This window comes from Vibrio scophthalmi (genome assembly GCF_040869025.1).
In the GTDB taxonomy this organism is placed as follows: domain Bacteria; phylum Pseudomonadota; class Gammaproteobacteria; order Enterobacterales; family Vibrionaceae; genus Vibrio; species Vibrio scophthalmi.
In genome coordinates this window covers 2,379,647-2,398,319 of record NZ_CP134271.1, presented here as the reverse complement: position 1 = coordinate 2,398,319, position 18,673 = coordinate 2,379,647, and the positions used below count along the sequence as shown (strand labels likewise).

Annotated in this window: 19 protein-coding genes and 1 pseudogene; 7 read left to right on the top strand and 13 right to left on the bottom strand. The window is 44.8% G+C overall.

The features are described 5' to 3' along the window. Positions 1-111: 111 nt before the first annotated feature. The 3 genes from RJD38_RS11055 to RJD38_RS11045 all read left to right on the top strand — a co-directional run bounded on the left by RJD38_RS11055 (position 112) and on the right by RJD38_RS11045 (position 4,535). The gene (locus RJD38_RS11055; protein WP_065545566.1) at positions 112-1,263 is read left to right on the top strand and encodes a trans-sulfuration enzyme family protein; all 1,152 of its coding nucleotides are present in this window, start codon (positions 112-114) and stop codon (positions 1,261-1,263) included. 3 nt (positions 1,264-1,266) lie between these two features. After that, positions 1,267-2,703, top strand: coding sequence for a Na+/H+ antiporter NhaC family protein (locus RJD38_RS11050; protein ID WP_009387836.1), 1,437 nt, complete (start codon positions 1,267-1,269; stop codon positions 2,701-2,703). Positions 2,704-2,912: 209 nt separating this feature from the next. Further along, positions 2,913-4,535, top strand: coding sequence for a diguanylate cyclase domain-containing protein (locus RJD38_RS11045; protein WP_065545567.1), 1,623 nt, complete (start codon positions 2,913-2,915; stop codon positions 4,533-4,535). Between the two features lie 37 nt (positions 4,536-4,572). Here RJD38_RS11045 and RJD38_RS11040 read toward each other — a convergent pair whose 3' ends face one another. Further along, entirely contained in the window at positions 4,573-5,490 is a 918-nt protein-coding gene (locus RJD38_RS11040) for a histone deacetylase (RefSeq protein WP_065545568.1), read from the bottom strand. A gap of 394 nt (positions 5,491-5,884) precedes the next feature. Here RJD38_RS11040 and RJD38_RS11035 point away from each other — a divergent pair, with 394 nt between their 5' ends. Continuing rightward, a complete protein-coding gene (locus RJD38_RS11035; protein ID WP_005593921.1) occupies positions 5,885-6,088 on the top strand; it encodes a hypothetical protein in 204 nt (67 codons plus the stop codon). A 52-nt stretch (positions 6,089-6,140) separates the two neighbouring features. Here RJD38_RS11035 and RJD38_RS11030 read toward each other — a convergent pair whose 3' ends face one another. Together RJD38_RS11030 and RJD38_RS11025 are read right to left on the bottom strand one after the other, a co-directional pair. Then, positions 6,141-8,084: a DNA topoisomerase III gene (locus tag RJD38_RS11030; protein ID WP_065545569.1), complete on the bottom strand. Its 1,944-nt coding sequence runs from the start codon at positions 8,082-8,084 to the stop codon at positions 6,141-6,143. 99 nt (positions 8,085-8,183) lie between these two features. Continuing rightward, positions 8,184-8,519, bottom strand: coding sequence for a Grx4 family monothiol glutaredoxin (locus RJD38_RS11025; protein WP_005593917.1), 336 nt, complete (start codon positions 8,517-8,519; stop codon positions 8,184-8,186). 377 nt (positions 8,520-8,896) lie between these two features. Between RJD38_RS11025 and sodB the strand changes: the two genes are divergently transcribed. The 3 genes from sodB to RJD38_RS11010 all read left to right on the top strand — a co-directional run bounded on the left by sodB (position 8,897) and on the right by RJD38_RS11010 (position 10,958). Next, a complete protein-coding gene (gene sodB, locus RJD38_RS11020) occupies positions 8,897-9,481 on the top strand; it encodes a superoxide dismutase [Fe] (RefSeq protein WP_005593916.1) in 585 nt (194 codons plus the stop codon). Positions 9,482-9,604: 123 nt separating this feature from the next. Beyond that, positions 9,605-10,108 carry a VC2046/SO_2500 family protein gene (locus RJD38_RS11015; protein WP_065545570.1) on the top strand — a complete coding sequence of 168 codons (504 nt, stop codon included), beginning with the start codon at positions 9,605-9,607 and terminating at the stop codon, positions 10,106-10,108. A 187-nt stretch (positions 10,109-10,295) separates the two neighbouring features. Continuing rightward, the gene (locus RJD38_RS11010) at positions 10,296-10,958 is read left to right on the top strand and encodes an SDR family oxidoreductase (RefSeq protein WP_009387848.1); all 663 of its coding nucleotides are present in this window, start codon (positions 10,296-10,298) and stop codon (positions 10,956-10,958) included. A 22-nt stretch (positions 10,959-10,980) separates the two neighbouring features. On the opposite strand, the gene RJD38_RS11005 is transcribed toward RJD38_RS11010, so the two are convergent. From RJD38_RS11005 to RJD38_RS10960, 10 genes and pseudogenes are all read right to left on the bottom strand, one after another. Then, the gene (locus RJD38_RS11005; protein WP_005593911.1) at positions 10,981-11,430 is read right to left on the bottom strand and encodes a low molecular weight protein-tyrosine-phosphatase; all 450 of its coding nucleotides are present in this window, start codon (positions 11,428-11,430) and stop codon (positions 10,981-10,983) included. A 172-nt stretch (positions 11,431-11,602) separates the two neighbouring features. Continuing rightward, positions 11,603-12,049 carry a F0F1 ATP synthase subunit epsilon gene (locus RJD38_RS11000; RefSeq protein ID WP_065545571.1) on the bottom strand — a complete coding sequence of 149 codons (447 nt, stop codon included), beginning with the start codon at positions 12,047-12,049 and terminating at the stop codon, positions 11,603-11,605. A gap of 16 nt (positions 12,050-12,065) precedes the next feature. Continuing rightward, the gene (gene atpD / locus RJD38_RS10995; protein ID WP_065545572.1) at positions 12,066-13,451 is read right to left on the bottom strand and encodes a F0F1 ATP synthase subunit beta; all 1,386 of its coding nucleotides are present in this window, start codon (positions 13,449-13,451) and stop codon (positions 12,066-12,068) included. A 20-nt stretch (positions 13,452-13,471) separates the two neighbouring features. Continuing rightward, positions 13,472-14,338 carry a F0F1 ATP synthase subunit gamma gene (atpG, locus tag RJD38_RS10990; protein WP_065545573.1) on the bottom strand — a complete coding sequence of 289 codons (867 nt, stop codon included), beginning with the start codon at positions 14,336-14,338 and terminating at the stop codon, positions 13,472-13,474. Positions 14,339-14,376: 38 nt separating this feature from the next. Then, the gene (gene atpA / locus RJD38_RS10985; RefSeq protein WP_005593903.1) at positions 14,377-15,918 is read right to left on the bottom strand and encodes a F0F1 ATP synthase subunit alpha; all 1,542 of its coding nucleotides are present in this window, start codon (positions 15,916-15,918) and stop codon (positions 14,377-14,379) included. Positions 15,919-15,930: 12 nt separating this feature from the next. Further along, positions 15,931-16,479: a F0F1 ATP synthase subunit delta gene (locus RJD38_RS10980; RefSeq protein WP_065545574.1), complete on the bottom strand. Its 549-nt coding sequence runs from the start codon at positions 16,477-16,479 to the stop codon at positions 15,931-15,933. 17 nt (positions 16,480-16,496) lie between these two features. Further along, the gene (locus RJD38_RS10975; protein WP_009387855.1) at positions 16,497-16,967 is read right to left on the bottom strand and encodes a F0F1 ATP synthase subunit B; all 471 of its coding nucleotides are present in this window, start codon (positions 16,965-16,967) and stop codon (positions 16,497-16,499) included. A gap of 51 nt (positions 16,968-17,018) precedes the next feature. Continuing rightward, entirely contained in the window at positions 17,019-17,270 is a 252-nt protein-coding gene (gene atpE, locus RJD38_RS10970) for a F0F1 ATP synthase subunit C (protein WP_406734049.1), read from the bottom strand. Between the two features lie 39 nt (positions 17,271-17,309). Further along, positions 17,310-17,423 (bottom strand): annotated as a pseudogene (locus RJD38_RS10965) (F0F1 ATP synthase subunit A); the annotation flags it as partial. Between the two features lie 12 nt (positions 17,424-17,435). Then, positions 17,436-18,644, bottom strand: a complete 1,209-nt coding sequence (locus tag RJD38_RS10960) for an IS4 family transposase (protein WP_032073033.1) — start codon at positions 18,642-18,644, stop codon at positions 17,436-17,438. Positions 18,645-18,673: the final 29 nt, after the last annotated feature.

Below are 18,673 nucleotides of genomic sequence, written 5' to 3'. Positions count from 1 at the left end.
AACGGGAAGAATAAAACGCTTACTCCTTGCCACTGTTACAGATTAAAATAGCGACCAAAGCACCTACTTTATTTTTATGTTTACTCACACCAGAGTAAGCAAGGACGTCTTATGAAAAGCAATAAAATTGCCACCATTGCCATCCACGGCGGAAATCAGACAGATAAAGGCAACAATGCCATCTTTCCACCAATCGTGACCGCAAGCTCATTCATTCAACCGAATCTCGGTGAGAGTGGTGAGTTTTTCTATTCACGCTGCGGCAACCCAACACGCAATGCTTACGAAACGGCATTAGCCGAGCTTGAAGGTGGCATTTATGCTACGGCCACCGCGTCTGGCATGGCGGCAACATCACTTGCTTTAGAGGTGCTATCTAAAGATGCGCATGTGATTGTAATGTCTAGCGTTTATGGTGGAACGTATCGCTTATTTGAAAGCTTACGTACTCGTACCTCTGGCTTAGAATTTAGCTATGTGAACTTAAACGATCTCGATGCCGTTACTGCTGAAATTCGCGATAACACGGCATTGATTTGGATTGAAACGCCAACAAACCCATTGCTAGAACTGGTCGACGTTGAAGCGATCTGTGATCTAGCCAAACAACATAATATTAACACTTGTGTCGATAACACTTTCTCGACTGCGTGGAACCAACGCCCATTTGATCTTGGTGCTGATATGGTGATGCTCTCTACGAGCAAATACATTGGTGGTCACTCCGATGTTATTGGCGGCGCTTTGATTACCAATAACCCGGAATTAGCAGCCCAAATCAACGCTTATAAGACCACGGTCGGCGCTATCGCTTCACCATTTGATTCTTATCTTGCACTACGCGGCTTAAAAACCCTGGATGTTCGCATGGAACGTCACTGTGCTAACGCACTAAAAGTCGCAAAGTTCTTAGAAAATCACCCGAAGATCACGGAAGTTCATTACCCAGGTCTCGCATCTCATCCACAGCATGCATTGTGTCAACGTCAGATGAAAACCGGAGGGGCGGTTGTCACTATTCGACTTGCCGGTGGTGAAGAACAAGTAAGACAGTTCATCGCTAAACTACGTTATTTCGTGTTAGCAGAATCATTAGGTGGCGTAGAGAGCATGATCAATCACACCGCTTCAATGTCACATGGTTCGGTACCAAAACAAGAGCGAGAAGCGATGGGGATTTACTTTGAAACCTTACGTCTTTCGATTGGTATCGAAGATGCTGATGACCTTATCGACGATCTACAACAAGCATTAGAGGGTTAAGCAATGGTTGATTACGGTATTTGGACCATTATTACCCCCTTGGTTACGATTGGTCTGGCGATTGTGACCAGACAGGTGATTCTATCTTTACTGGCAGGTATTTTTGTCGGCTTCACTGTGCTAAATGGCTTTAATCCGCTACTCGGCGTGGAATCGACATTAGATGGTATTGTCGGCATTTTTGCCTCAGCCAGTTCAACAAGAACCATTTTGTTCTGCTTTATGGTTGGCGGACTGATCCGTCTTATCCAAGTCACAGGCGGCACTAAAGCGCTAGTGCGTTATTTGACCGAAAAAGCCAACATCATCAACAACAAAAAAGCAGTTCAATTACTGGCAATGTTCATTACCAGTGTCATTTTCATTGAATCATCAATTTCTATCATGGCCGCAGGCACATCCACCAGTGAGTTGGCCAAGCGCTACGGCGTATCACGCGAAAAGATGGCTTATGTTATTCAAGCTTCGTGTGTGTCTGTGTGCTCGAGTATTATGATCAATGGTTGGGGCGCAGCAATGATGGGCGTTATCGGCGTTCAAGTCTCGAAAGGATTTCTTGATGGCGAACCCTTTGCCATTTTAGCGGGTTCAATGGTGTACAACTTCATGGCCTGGCTATCGCTAGCGTCCGTTTTGTTTTATATCCTATCGGGTTTCAAATGGGGCTCAATGGGTGAATCGGAAGTCAGAGCCGCCAGTGGTAAAGAACTGCGTGACGGCGCTTTCCCGATCACATCGGAAGACGATGTGAGCATTGTCGAGTCGGCTCAGGATAAAGAATCACTGCTTAACTTTTTAGTTCCGCTGATTCCCACCATCTTGATGGTTCCGATTGGTTTGTACATTACTGGTGGAGGCGACATTTCCAATGGCTCAGGCTCAACCTCTGTCTTTTGGGGCGTGATGCTAGGAACGCTGTGCTCATTTATTTACTTCGTTGGTAAGAAGCTTTTGACCATCGACAGCTTTTTTACTCACTTATTTGATGGCTACGCCTCGATGATCCCACTTGGTGCGATCATGACACTGGCTTTCTTAATGGGTAACATCTCGGGTGATCTCAATACCGGTGCCTACATTACCCAAGCGATCGACGGCGTGATCCCTTCCGGTTTCTCAGCTGCCTTCGTATTTTTAATTGCCGTTGTGATGGGGATCTCTACCGGAACATCATGGGGCACCTTCTCCATCATGATCCCAATCGGTATTCAGATTGGCGCCGCAGTCGGTATTGAACCACAATTGATGATTGGAGCTGCCATCTCTGGTGCAATTTTCGGTGACATGACATCTCCAATCAGTGATACCGGTATTGTCTCTTCTATGGCGACGAAAAACGACCATATCGATCATATCCGAACTCAATTCCCCTACGCGATCGTGACCGGGATAATGGCAACGGTACTCTTTACCATCTGCGGTTTTAGTATGCTGGGCTAGCCCTCAACTGAGCCTCTACTAATAAAACCAGCGCTGAAATGCGCTGGTTTTTTTATAGGAAACGATTACTTCGTAAGATTCCAAAAACCAATAACTCTTTGCTATTGAGAATACTCAGTTTTTTGCATATTTCACTACCCAAACCCCAGCCTGCTACCTATAATCTTCTGCTTTTTCCCCACCCGCCAACGACAAACTATAACCACTGAATGAACCGTTTACCTATCTCTGAATTCCGTTTTTACATTTCTCGATTCATCGCAATCTTTCTCTTATTGAATTGCATGTTTATCGCCATTTTTTACTACGACCTAAATTCGGAGATGGAGACACGTGCCAGTAATATTCAAGTGCAACAAAAAGCGCTACTGGAAGGTAAAAAAGATTACATCGAGTGGGTAATGAGCTCAGTGGTAAAAGAAACCGCATTACTGGCAGATATTTTGACGCAGCGGAAGATCTATCAGACCGCGGCTCTACCAGATAGTGAACAAAAACAGTGGCAACTTCACCAGTTTGCCAATGCCCTTAAAGTGATTAGCCATCGTAAAGAGATCTATGACCAAATCCGCTATCTCGATATAAAAGGCAATGAAGTCGTTCGCATCAATTTCAATGATGGGGTACCGACTATCGTGCCTAAAGAGGCACTGCAAAATAAACAACACCGTTACTATTTCGATGAAGTACTGCGGCTCGGCTGCCGTAAGATCTATGTTTCCCCTCTCGACCTCAATATGGAACATGGTCAAATTGAAATACCATTCAAGCCAATGATTCGCATCGCAACGTCAGTATTTGATGAATCGGGTACTAAACAAGGTGTCGTGATCATCAACTATTTAGCACATTACCTGTTGGACGGGCTTGAGCTGTTTAATCTTAATAGTGGTACTAACTATATGCTGGTTAATAGTGCTGGTGAGTTTTTGTACAACCGTGCCAAACCTGAGCTTGAATTCGCCTTCATGTTCGACGCATCAAAATCAGCAACTATTTATGCGCAGTTTCCTACGGTTGCCGAACAAATAAAACAAACTCAAAAAGGTCAATTTGAAACCACAAACGGCCTCATGACAATCGAGTCTGTAGGCAGTCTTGGCCGTGATAACCCTTATTGTTTTCAGGAATATCACGTTAATGGCAATGATTCAACAAGATGGAAATTGGTTTCGTTTAGTCCGTTTAACCAGCAGTTAAACCTGCATAATGCACTGATTTCGCACTCTACGCTGTTTGTTCTTGGCCTTCTTATTAGCTCGATTCTTGCCGCCCTAATCACCCACTATCAACTGCGCAAATATCGTGACGACAAGCGAATATATCACCTTGCGCACTACGATAGCTTGACTAATTTACTCAATCGCTGGGCATTTAGGAGTAAATCTGAGCAGCTCATTCGTTCCTATACGAAATGGCAAAAGCCGTTATGTTTGATTTATATCGACCTTGATGATTTTAAATCTATCAACGACAGATACGGCCATGCGACCGGAGATAAGGCATTGATCCACGTTGCGGAGATGATGACCAAAACCTTTGGCAATAATGCACTACTTTGCCGATTAGGCGGAGATGAGTTCGCCGTGCTATTGCACAATGACAAGCATCTCAACCAGCCAGAACAATTGGCCAACAAACTCATCCAGACGCTGCAAGCTCCGATCGAGGTCGCACCACAGGTTTATGACCAAATAAACATTAGTATCGGGGGGATTGTAGAGCGCTCTGCACACACCCATCTCGATGAATTAATGCATCAAGCAGATATGGCGATGTACCAAGCCAAACATGCAGGAAAAAACTGTGCGGTCATTGTCACTACGAAATAGTTACCGCACAATTGTTACTGCCGCCTAAGCGGCAAATTTATAATAGGAAAAGATCTGCACTCGCAGACAACAATTGCATGTGCATTGGGACTAAATCTTGATGCACAGTGCGGTAACCTCCGCCCACCACACAAGCAATCGGAATGTTGCGTTGCTGCGCCAATGCAAGAATAAAGCGGTCACGTTGATATAAGCCCTGTGTTGAGATATTAAAATAACCAAGCTCATCATCTTGATGAATATCGACACCCGCATCGTAGATAATCACATCTGGCTGATACAAGTTAATGGCTGTTTCAACCACAGAGTAGAAATGCTCAAGAAATTCGTTATCTTGTGTCTCTCGTGCAAATCCAATATCAATATCCGAATTTGGTTTTCTAGCCGGGAAATTTTTGTCGCAATGAAAAGAGAGCGTGATAATACGTTCATCATCGCTACACATGGTTGCGGTACCGTCACCATGGTGTACATCACTGTCCACAATCAAAACTCGATCTATCTTTTCCAGCGTTAATGCTTGTTTGGCACTGAGAACCAAATCGTTAATTAAGCAAAATCCGCTACCAAAATCATAGTGCGCATGGTGATAACCACCACTTAGATGGATAGCGATCCCCTGCTCGATTGCCAGTTGCGTCGTCAACCAAGTACCACCCGCCGAAGTAAATGTGCGTTCAATCAACGCTTCACTCCAAGGGAAACCAATTCGACGCATTTTCACTGCTGGTAACTGGCCAGTTACCAAAGCACCAATATAGTCAGAGCAGTGATACTGGCTGATCGTCGCTTGAGTTAAAGGCTCAGGTTGATACACCATAAAGCGATCTGCCCACTCTCCTTGCATTTTGTCAGTAAGCGCATGATAAAGAAGACGATATTTATCGATTGGATAACGATGTCCCTCAGGGAGAGACAACTGAGAGTAGATCGGATGGTAGATGACTGGAATCATGGATAGGCAAGTATTCACATCAAAATCAAGATGAACTATGTTAACAGCTTGCTATTAATCGACAACTTAGATTTAATGTAAATAATTATCAATTAGATTTGTAAGTTATGCGCCCTTCTCGTTTAATGCTTTTGCTTGGCGTCATCGCCGGATCAATCGGTGCTGTGATGGCCTTTATTACCATGATGGTGATCTCTGCAGCAGTCAGTTATTGGTTGCTAATATATTGAAGGTTAAGCCTTATTCATACACCGCCAGTGACCTTTATACTTTCCGCTCTCTAATGCTGTCATGGCATTTTTAAACGTAAAATACATTATTTTTTTCTGATTGCTTGAATTTTTTGCGCTTCGCTCCAGACTTATTATGATTTCACTCAATAAGGAGCATAAGCATGGCTGACCGACATTTGGTTAACTTTAGTGAAGATCACGAACTAAATTATTGTTTGAGAAGTACAGGTAAACGGCAAACCCAAGCCAATAGAGATGCCCTTGTCGATTTAGGTCGACAGGTCAAAAATCAATTAGGCAAACGGGTATTAACACAAACAGACGTAAAAGGAGCCATCGTTGATAACGAAAACCTGTTTGATTGATCGATAAGCGGCATCATCACTATGCCGCTTTCATCAGCACAATATTATCGTTCTATGATTTCTTAGCGGATGGTGCTTTTTTTGTACTGCGCTTACGACGTTTGAATGCAGGCCTTTCCACCTTGGGCAAATAGCGCAAGGATTCTGGTACGACGCCCTGTTTTACGTGTCCCATCAATACATCCATTCTCGCGAGCAAATCACTCATAAAGGGTTGATATGCTTGATTACGTTCTGCCATCGCTTGCAACTGATGCTCCCAATGCGCCGTCATATCCGGATAGGTTGACTCATCGGGTAAAGCATTAACTAAGCCTCGACCGGCGGCAGAGCTTAAAATGCTTTTACCTTGGCGCGTTAATAATTGGCGCTTGAATAAGGTATCCAAAATACCTGCACGAGTCGCTTCTGTACCTAAACCGTCAGTATCACGCAGAATTTTTTTCAATTCTTTATCGGCAACAAAGCGGGCAATCCCCGTCATCGCTTGTAATAACGTCGCTTCAGTAAAATGCTTAGGTGGTTCAGTTTGGTGTTGTTTTAATTCGCCTTCACGGCAAGTCAATACTCGCCTTTTTTCCAATGGCGGAACGCTGTCAACACCGCTATCTTCATCGTCACTTTTCCCCATCAGGGCTTTCCAGCCAGCTGTCACTAATTGACGCCCTTTGGCGATAAATTTTCCACCAGCAATATCAAACACCAATTTGGCTTCCGCATAGATGGCTGCGGGATAAAACTGGATCAGATATTGTCTTGCAATCAGTTGGTAGACTTTCATTTCATAGGAAGAAAGCGCATTCACCGCGGCTTTTTTAGGGGTGGGAATGATGGCGTGGTGGGCATCGACTTTTTTATCGTTCCACGCTTTCGACTTTTGACTTAGATTGGCGCCGTTAACCGCGGTTGCCAACTCTTGGGCATTATTGGCAATCGCCTCACACACTGACGGTGCTTGAGCAAAATGTTCTACGGGTAAGTATCGACTATCAGAACGAGGGTAAGTGATCAGCTTATGTTTTTCATATAGAGACTGACACGTATCGAGTACCTGCTGGGCACTCATGCCAAAGCGTTTGGCGGCATCAATTTGCAGCGCAGACAAAGAATACGGAAGTGGCGCAGTTTGCTTGGTTTGCTTCTGCTCTGATTCAATCACAGTGGCCGGTTGATTGACAATCCGGGCGGCAACGTTTTCAACTAATTTTCGATTGAGCACGCGACCTTCTTCATCCTGCCATGGCTGACACGCTTCACTTGGTTGCCATTTAGCTCGAATATCGAATCCACCAAATTCGCCTTGATGAGGGATTAATGCATGTAAAGAGAAGTAATCACGCGGAATAAAGTTTTCAATTTCCTCATCGCGACGCACCACCAAACCTAATACCGGTGTTTGCACTCGGCCAACAGACAGTACGCCTTGATAGCCCGCTTTTTGCCCAAGCAAGGTATAAGCTCGGGACATATTCATACCATAAAGCCAATCCGCTCGAGAGCGTGCTAATGCAGAAACTGACAACGGAATAAAGTCACGGTTACTGCGCATGCTAGACAAGGCTCGCTTGACCGCAGGTAAGTTTAAATCGCTGATCAAAAGACGCTGAGCAGACTCTTTTTTGCTCTTAGTGACTTTGCAATAATCAAGTACCTCATCCACCAGCAACTGCCCTTCTCTATCAGGGTCGCCTGCATGAATAATTTGATCGGCATCTTTGAGGAGTTTACGCACCACTGTCAGCTGTTTGCTGGCGCTTTTACGCGGTCGGAGCTGCCATTGTTGCGGCACAATAGGTAAATCAGCCAGATTCCATTTTTTATAGCGCTCGTCATAAGCGTCTGGCTCAACCTGCTCTAGCAAGTGGCCAATACACCACGTCACCACGTCATTGTTACCACAGCGAATAAACCCTTGATCGTTTTTCTTTGGCCCGGGTAGAGCCGCCGCAATAGCGCGACCAAGGCTTGGTTTTTCAGCGATAAACAGACGAGACATAAATTAAATCTGCACAAATAAATAAGGCCACATTATCCAATGTGGCCTTAATAATTCAAGAAAAACTGTGAATTTAAACAGTATTTTCAATAGTAATGCTTATTCAGCGTCACCTTGTACGCGTGCTGCCGCTTCTTTCACTAATGGTTGAAGCTCACCTTTTTGGAACATTTCCATGATGATGTCGCAACCACCGATTAGCTCACCTTCAATCCACAATTGTGGGAAAGTTGGCCACTGTGCGTAAGCTGGAAGCTCAGCGCGGATATCTGGATTTTGCAGAATATCAACGTAAGCAAATTTTTCGCCACAGCCCATAAGTGCTTGTGCAGCTTGAGAAGAGAAACCACAGCTTGGTAGTTTTGGTGAACCTTTCATGTAGAGAAGGATTGCGTTCTCAGCGATTTGCTGCTTAATTTTATCAATAGTTTCCATTGCTTCCTCTTGATGGCGTTACTGCAATATATCGCCATATTCTAAACCATTAGCGCAGAATAAAAAGCACAGAATATTTAAGGAATTAGACTGTTTGTTTCCTAGCTATGACGAAAAGTCATCGTAAAAGAATGTGAATAGTGCCCACGTTTACAACATTTTGCTGCTAATCCCTTGTATTTTGTGTGCTTTAATAAACACTTAGATGCCAACTTTCGCCTAGATAATTTACATTTGCATGCTTTTATTCAGACAAAAACTTGCTAAACTAGGCGGCAAGTCAGTCGAATCGACCTAGGCCGATTCGGATAAAATAACAATTAATTGGAAGCAATCGAAAGAGGTCACTCTTTCCACCTATAATGGAGAACCGAGCAATGGCATTCGAACTACCAGCTCTTCCTTACGCAAAAGACGCGCTAGAACCACACATCTCAGCTGAAACGCTAGATTTCCACCACGGTAAGCACCACAACACTTACGTTGTTAAGCTAAACGGTCTTATCCCTGGCACTGAGTTTGAAGGCAAAACACTAGAAGAGATCGTTAAAACTTCTACTGGTGGCGTATTCAACAACGCAGCTCAAATCTGGAACCACACGTTCTACTGGCACTGCCTAGCGCCAAACGCAGGTGGCGAACCAACAGGCGCAGTTGCAGATGCAATCAACGCGGCATTCGGTTCTTTCGAAGAATTCAAAGCAAAGTTCACTGATTCTGCAATCAACAACTTTGGTTCTTCTTGGACTTGGCTTGTTAAAAAAGCTGACGGTTCTCTAGAGATCGTGAACACCTCTAACGCAGCAACACCACTGACAGAAGAAGGTACAACACCTCTTCTAACGGTTGACCTGTGGGAACACGCTTACTACATCGACTACCGCAACGTTCGTCCTGATTACATGGGCGGCTTCTGGGCACTGGTTAACTGGGATTTCGTTGCAGAAAACCTAGCAAAATAATTTAGCCTAAGCGCAAATTGATTAAAAAGCCTGCATCTAGCAGGCTTTTTTTATTCTGGTAACAAAATTACTTAAAGTTTCTCGCCCTCTCGCCGTTAATTTAACTGAGCAGAGAGGAACAAAATGCCAGTCGAAACCATTAATAACATCAGCACCATCAGCGAGCTTCATTTCAGCCGTGGTATTAACCACGCTGTCCATGAAGGGCGTCGTGCCGACTTTGCATTACTGGTCTCAATGTTCTCTAACGATGTGCGTGATAACACGCCGGTCGAACAAATTGACACGACTGAAATTACCGATTCCTCTTTGCGGCAACGCTTCGATCTGCAAGCACCGCAACAACTCAGGTCCGATCAAAGCTCTTACCAGATCTCTGCACAACAGGCACACCAGTTCCACCATGGTGGTTTAGCCAGTGCAAAGTTGGCGCACTATCTGGTGCCGGAAGTGCTGGTTTATCGGCCGGAACAAACTCACGATCTCCCCGAAGAGGTTTACCATAACCTTTCCGTTCACCAGCAGAGTCAACTCGGCAGTAAAGTGGCGAAAAAGCTGATGCCCTTTGATTTATATAATCAGCTGGTCACAGCTCAACGTACCTATCAAATTCAAACTCAAGCCTAGTCCTCGTTGCTCTCAAATAAGTGACACATACTGTAACGCGGTAACAGAATGTGAATAAACGCAAGTTATGGACACTTGGTGAAATATATACACAACTTATTTGACCTTATTCACATCTAAATAACATTTTATCTACCATTCTTTGTGAACAGAATTTTCGTCCAATTTTATATGGAGATGTTTGTTTATGAATATAGGAAGCGCGGTGATATTAGTGACAACCGCAGGATCACAAACTGGCAGCACCTTAGCGGGACACTTTTCATCACTTGGCGCAACGGTGGTTGTGTGTGATACAGATAAACGTCTACTCAACGAAACCTATCAACGTTGTCGTGGCGTAACCGATAATGTTCATCAGTACCCGTTAGACGATCATTCGATTCAATCTATCCACCAACTGTTCAACTTCATGGACAGCACCCTGAATTCATCGCCCGATGTATTGATCAACAGTTTCACAGCCGAAGCGATGCCGGACATTTTTGACCAAGGGGCGAGCCACGTATTTTCACAGCACCTTGCCATGATGGCCAATACTCTATTTAGCTTTGGTCAAGCCACAGCAGAGCGTATGCGAAATGAGAAAAAGAATGGCGTGATTGTGAATGTTATTGGCCATACCGAGAATAAGGCTATCACCGGATTTGATAATGCTTCCTCTATGGTGGCGGGATTTACCCAGAGCTGGGCGAAAGAATTAACGCCATTCAATATTCGAGTTGGCGGGGTCGTTCCTTGCAGCGAAAAAAATGGTCAGCACTGGGCTGAAGTACAAGATGAAGTGATCAGAAATACCGAATATATCGTTGCTAATGATTATTTCAGCGGCCGTGTCGTGGCCGCCTAATCGCCAAAATCAATAAACTAACTCATGACTGTTGCAGTATTTGCTCGGCCGCTTCTTCCAGCAGGTCGAGCACCAACTCAAAGCCCTGCTCTCCGCCATAATAGGGATCGGGAATCTCTTGATGTTCAGATTGTCCATAACTTAGATAGAGCTTAATTTTGTCTTGGTATGGCTCAGGACAAATTTCGTTTAGGTCGCTAACATTGGCACGATCCGCGGCTAAAATAAGATCAAAATACGCGAAATCAGCCACTTCAACTTGTCTCGAGCGAATCCCTTTAAATGAGTAACCACGGCGCTCGCCTGCTTCTCTTGAGCGCGCGTCAGGAAGGTTGCCTTGGTGATAGCCAATTGTGCCAGCAGAGTCGATTTCTACTTCTAAGCCAAGTTGCTTCGCTTTAGCGCGTAACACCGCTTCACCTGTGGGTGAGCGACAAATATTGCCCATGCAAACCACCAGTATTTTCTTCATCTTGAGTCCCTTGCCGTTATTCTTTAATGCCATTTCACTGGCCTGTCTTTATCATAGCGAGATAAGCCATCAGCACAAATGTCCTTTAGCGGAAAGTGAAGATAAGTGTTGTTTGCGATAAAAAAAGGATTGAGTTTGTACTCAATCCTTTTTATCAACTTGATGTGACTGTTTAGTGGCGCTTAAAGCGACCGACCAATTCTACTGCTCGTAATTGAGCCAAGGCTTTGCTCAGTTCCAACTGTGCTTGCTCAAAGCTCACACTCCCCACTTGAGAGTGGTTAATGTTGTCTAATGCCATTTGGCGGGCACCTTCAGCACGAGCTTGATCAATCTCCCTGCCATGCAGCGCTGTATCCGCCAGCACTGTCACCGTATCCGGCTGCACTTCCAGCATTCCACCTGAAATATACAAGATGATTGGCTCTTGCTTAAGTTCAGTCACAAAACTGGCAACACCCGGTTTAACGTTACTGATCAGTGGCGAGTGACCAGGACGGATCCCTAACTCACCACTGGCACCAGAAATCGCTAAGGCATGAGCTGGACCAGAAAAGATCGTACCTTCAGCACTGACAATTTGAAGATCAAAGGTATTCTCACTTACTGCTATCGCCATATGTACTCCTTAGCCGTTATAGTTTTTTGGCTTTCTCTAGCACTTCATCAATTGAACCACAGTACAAGAAGGCTTGTTCTGGAATGTCATCATATTGACCTGCTAACAAGCCTTTAAAGCCTGCAATGGTATCTTTAAGCGGAACAAAGACACCTTTTTGTCCAGTAAACACTTCGGCTACGTGGTAAGGCTGAGTAAGGAAACGCTCTACTTTACGTGCGCGCGACACCAGTTGTTTATCTTCTTCTGATAGCTCATCCATACCCAATATCGCGATAATGTCTTTCAGCTCTTTATAACGTTGCAGCGTCATCTGTACATTTTGTGCGACTTGGTAATGCTCTTGACCGACAATTAATGGATCCAATTGACGTGATGTGGAGTCAAGTGGGTCAATCGCAGGGTATAAACCAAGCGCTGCAATGTTACGAGACAACACCACCGTCGCATCTAAGTGCGCGAAAGTCGTTGCTGGTGATGGATCCGTTAAGTCATCTGCAGGTACATATACCGCTTGAATCGAGGTAATCGAACCTGAACGAGTCGAGGTGATACGCTCTTGAAGCACACCCATTTCTTCAGCCAACGTTGGCTGGTAACCAACTGCTGACGGCATACGACCTAGCAGTGCTGATACTTCTGTCCCTGCAAGGGTATAACGATAAATATTATCGATAAACAGCAGCACGTCACGGCCTTCATCACGAAAGCGTTCAGCCATGGTTAGGCCAGTTAGCGCAACGCGTAGACGGTTACCCGGTGGCTCGTTCATTTGGCCGTAAACCATCGCTACTTTATCCAATACACCGGCTTCTTTCATCTCAAAGTAGAAATCGTTACCTTCACGGGTACGTTCACCAACACCAGTGAAAACCGACAGACCAGAGTGAGCTTTAGCAATGTTATTGATCAGCTCCATCATGTTGACGGTTTTACCAACACCGGCACCACCAAACAGACCAATTTTACCGCCTTTGGCAAAAGGACACACAAGGTCGATAACTTTTACGCCAGTTTCCAATAGCTCAGTACTATTCGCTTGCTCTTCGTAGCTTGGCGCCGGGCGGTGAATACCATAACTGAATTTTTCACCAATAGGGCCACACTCATCGATGGGTTCACCCAATACGTTCATAATACGACCAAGGGTTTCTTCGCCCACGGGCACAGTGATTGGCTCGCCAGTTGCGCGTACCGCAAGACCACGGCGTAGGCCGTCTGAAGAACCCATTACTATGCAGCGTACAATGCCACCACCCAGTTGTTGTTGTACTTCTAATACCAGTGATGAAAACTCTTCATCCACTAAACGCAGCGCGTCATACACACGCGGGCCGGTATTATTTTCAAATTCTACGTCAACGACAGCGCCGATGATTTTTACAATTTTGCCGATACTCATTATTAACCTCGGAATGTTCTTTATACCGCTTGCGCGCCGGATACGATTTCACTCAATTCTTGAGTGATGGCCGCTTGTCTGGCTTTGTTGTACACCAAACGCAGATCGTCGATCAGTTGGCCTGCATTGTCGGTTGCCGCCTTCATCGCAACCATACGAGATGCTTGTTCGCACGCGACGTTTTCCACTGTACCTTGGTACACTTGAGACTCGATATAACGTTGAATTAGCTCATCTAAGATCACTCGAGGATCTTGTTCGTAGATATAATCCCAACGTGATTTTTTCTTCGCATCATTATCCAAATCGTCTTTCGGATAAGGCAATAGCTGCTTGATTATCGGTGCTTGAACAATGGTGTTCTCAAACTCATTGAACGCAATATACAAGCGATCAATTTCACCTTGTTTATAGTGTTCAAGCATCGCTTGTACGGTACCGAGTAAATCTTCCAATTTTGGTTGGTCACCCAGCCCTGAAGTTTGAGCCACTACATGAGTCACACCGTGAAAAAAGCTGATCGCTTTTGAGCCAATCAATGTGGTATCCACATCAACGCCCTTTGCGCGCCATTGCTGCATCTCACTGAGCACTCTCTTGAATAAGTTAATATTCAAGCCACCACATAGACCGCGATCTGATGAGATGATGATATAAGCGACACGCTTCACTTCTCGTTCCATCAGAAATGGATGACTGTATTCAAGCGTCCCAGCCGATACATGGCTGATCACTCGACGCATACCGGCTGCGTAAGGGCGGGTCTTTTCCATGTTCTCCTGCACCTTGCGCATTTTGCTGGCGGCGACCATTTGCATCGCACTGGTGATCTTTTGCGTACTGTTAATACTGGCGATCTTCGTGCGAATCTCTTTTGTATTTGCCATAAAAAGCTCCGCTCTTATCTATTTCAAGGATGACGCAGTTACCAAGATTGCAATGCAACAAACTCTTCTAATAGCTTGGTAAGCTCGGCTTCGATTTGTTGGTTAAAATCGCCAGTGGCATTGATTTCTGCCATCAACGCAGAGAAGTTAGATTTGGCATAAGCAATCAATCCTTCTTCAAATACGCCTACTTTCGCCAACTCGACACCGTTGAGGAAACCACGCTCAGCCGCAAAGATGACCGTTGCTTGCTCAGCGACTGACATTGGTGCGTATTGCTTTTGCTTCATCAATTCAGTCACACGTTCACCATGGTCAATTTGACGGCGAGTCGCTTCATCCAAATCAGAAGAGAACTGAGCAAACGCAGCCAATTCACGGTATTGAGCTAATGCCGTACGAATACCACCAGACAGTTTTTTGATGATCTTGGTTTGCGCAGCGCCACCAACACGAGAGACCGAAATACCAGGGTCAACCGCAGGACGCAATCCGGAGTTAAATAACTGGGTTTGTAAGAAAATCTGACCATCAGTAATCGAGATTACGTTGGTTGGAACAAAAGCGGATACGTCACCTGCTTGCGTTTCAATAATGGGTAACGCAGTGAGCGAACCGCTCTTACCTTTGACTTCGCCATTGGTAAAACGCTCAACATACGCTTCGTTTACACGAGCAGCCCGCTCTAGTAGACGTGAGTGAAGGTAGAAAACATCACCAGGGAATGCTTCACGACCCGGTGGGCGTTTTAGTAGCAGAGAAATTTGACGGTAAGCAACCGCTTGTTTTGACAAGTCATCATAAACAATCAGCGCATCTTCACCACGGTCACGGAAGTATTCGCCCATGGTACAACCCGCATAAGGAGCCAAATATTGTAGCGCCGCTGATTCTGATGCTGATGCCACAACGACAATTGTGTTTTCCAGTGCACCGTGCTCTGCCAGCTTACGCACCACATTCGCAATGGTTGAGGCTTTTTGGCCAATCGCAACGTAGATGGCTTTTACGCCTGAATCTTTTTGGTTAATGATGGCATCAATCGCCATCGCCGTTTTACCGGTTTGACGGTCACCGATAATCAACTCGCGCTGACCACGGCCAATTGGCACCATGGAGTCTACGGCTTTGTAGCCAGTTTGAATTGGTGTGTCTACCGATTTACGGTCGATGACACCCGGAGCAATGATTTCAACGGAATTGTATTGCTTCGCGTTGATTTCACCCAAGCCATCAATTGGCTGACCAAGTGTATTCACCACTCGGCCTAAAAGTTCTGTGCCGACAGGGACTTCCAAAATACGGCCAGTACCGGTGACTTTCATTCCTTCGCTAAGGTCTGCGTAAGGCCCCATCACAACCGCGCCAACGGAGTGACGCTCAAGGTTAAGTGCCAATGCGTAACGATCACCCGGCAGCTCGATCATTTCACCTTGCATCACATCAACAAGGCCATTGATGGTAATGATACCGTCGCAAATCGACACAATGGTGCCTTCATTACGTGCTTGCGTACTAACGTCAAACGTTTCAATACGTTGTCTAATTAGATCACTAATTTCTGTTGAGTTTAGTTGCATATTAAATACCTACTACACGTGCAAATTGGTCGCTAGACGCTGAATTGAGGTCTGCAATGAACCATCAATCACCAACTCGCCGGCTTGAACGACTATGCCACCGATAAGACTTTTGTCGATTTTGCTCGTAAGATTGATATGACGATCAAACTTCTTCTCAAGAGCTTGAAGCAGTTCTTCATACTGCTCATCATCTAAAGGCTCTGAGGTAGACACCGTCACATCAAGACGTAAATCGTTGTCATCTTTCAATTGAGTAAAAATCTCGGCAACACTACGCATAACGACTAAGCGCTGATTTTCTGCCATCAGCTTAAGTAAGTTCTGAGTATGCAAATCAATAAATCCATCGCATATCGAGAACAGTAAGTGCAAGAAGTTATCTGCCTCAGATTTTCCTCCCTGCTCTAAAGCTTTCACTTGAGGGCGCAAACTTGGCTGCTCCATCACATTGGCGACGAGGTTTAACCCAACCATCCATTCGTCAAGTGCGTCACTTTCTTTTGCAAAATCAAAAGCCGCTTTGGCATATGGGTAAGCAATGGTTTGAATATCTGACATGTTGCTTCCCTATTGCGTTAGATTTGCTTAATCATCTGGTCAACAAGATCACGGTTTGATGCCGTATCCAGATTTTTGTTGATCAGCTTTTGTGCACTTTGAATGACAAGATCCGCCATTTCAGCTTTAAGCTCTTGGCGAAGACGATTACGTTCAGCTTCAACCTCAACATCACCTTGAGCGACAATGCGTGCTTTCTCTTCTTCAGCTTCTTTTACTGATTCTTCAATAATTTGTGCACGACGTTTTTGCCCTTGCTCTATCAGCTTATTGACGTCTTTTTTCGCTTGATCGAGCATTTGCTCGCAATTTGCTTGAGTCAACGCGAGCGCTTGCGCGGCATCTTCAGTATTGCGTAAGCCTTGTGCGATCTCTTGTTGGCGTTCATCCAGCAATTTGACAAGTGGTGGCCATACATACTTCATGCAAAGCCAAACAAAAATCGCAAAGGATATTGCTTGACCAAGCATTGTTGCGTTTAAGTTCATCTTGCCCCCTAATTAACAGACAGTACTTAGTTTTGATCTGGTTAAGGACAATTACGCGACCGCGAAGATGATGTATAGACCAATACCAACACCGATCATTGGTACCGCATCCACCAAACCCATCATGATAAAGAACTGGGTACGTAGCATTGGGGTTAAATCAGGTTGGCGAGCAACACCTTCAAGATATTTACCTGCTAGGTTACCGATACCGGAAGCAGCACCTGCTGCACCTAAACCAATTAATAGTGCACCAGCAACGTAAAGAACCGCACTTACCATATCCATAAATAACTCCGATATATTTGTATATAATTTAAAACTAGAAAATAAATTTAAATATTAATGATGCTCTTCCACTGCCATCGCTAGATAAACAACAGTTAAAACCATAAATATAAACGCTTGTAGACAAACAATTAATATGTGAAATAGAGCCCAAGGAACACTTAGCGCTGAGGGATCCCCTCATAATTTCCCCAAAGCACAACCATGTTTGAATAGATTTTGAGCAAGCAGGGTTGCAGCCGCGAGCAAGTCTTCCCTCGTTATTGTGTAGCCAGAATGCCGCAAAACTTCCATCCCTAAGCGCACTGTTGAGAGTACATTTCGATTTTTGACAGTGTTAGCTTGGAAGTGCTTATCCCAACCTTGTTTCTGACCATGAACTCCAGCAAGCCAAAATGTCAGTTGAAGCATTAGGGCGATTAGCAGCATGATATCAAAGCGCTCTGAGCTGCTAGTTCGGCTATGACGGAGGCCTAAACCGTAGGCTGGGCTTTTCAAGTCTCGGAAGGTTTCTTCAATTTGCATACGCTTCGAGTAGAGCCTAACAAGTTGCTTTGGTGTTCGGATTTCAACGGGCAAGTTAGTCGCTAAAACCCATGGTTCTTTTGTCGAAGCGGAGTAGATTTTAGGTGACGGATGATGACAATTAGTCCGTGTCGAACGCTGATTTTTTCGGCCTTTAGGACGTGATTTATACAGTGCAATTTGACATGAAATTGGGTTGCTCTTAGTCAACCTCTTATAGCCTAAAGTCTTTGAGCGACTTGAGGATATGCTATGTAAGTTGCTGATAGGTTGCCAGTTTTCCGCACCTAAATCTGCATATTGCACTTTCCCTCTGACTCGACTTAACCAGTACCAACCTAGCTTTTCAACGGATTTATACCATGGCACTTTAAAGCCAGCATCACTGACAATGAGCGGTGTAGTGTTACTCGGTAGAATGCTTGCAAGGTCGGCTAGAAATTGGTCATGAGCCTTCTTTGAACATTGCTCTGAAAGCGGAAAGGCTTTCTCATAAAGAGTAATAGAACGACCATGTAGTGCCACCGAAGCCCGCAATACCATAAGCCGTTTTTGCTCACGAATATCAGACCAGTCAACAAGAACAATGGGCATCGAATTACCTGAACAGATAAAGCTGGCATGCCAACGGTATACAGCGAGTCGCTCTTTGTGCAAGTGACGATTACCTAACAATCTGTCGATTCGTTTGATGTTATGTTTTGTTCTGGCTTTCGTTGGCAGGTTACGACCAAGTTCGGTAAGAGTGAGCGTTTTACATTCAAGTAATGCGTGGCAAGCCAGCGTTAAACTGTTGAGTCGTTTTAAGTGCAATTCAGGGCAGAATTGGTAAAGAGAGTCGTGTAAAATATCGAGTTCGCACATCTTGTTGTCTGGTTATTGATTTTTCTCAG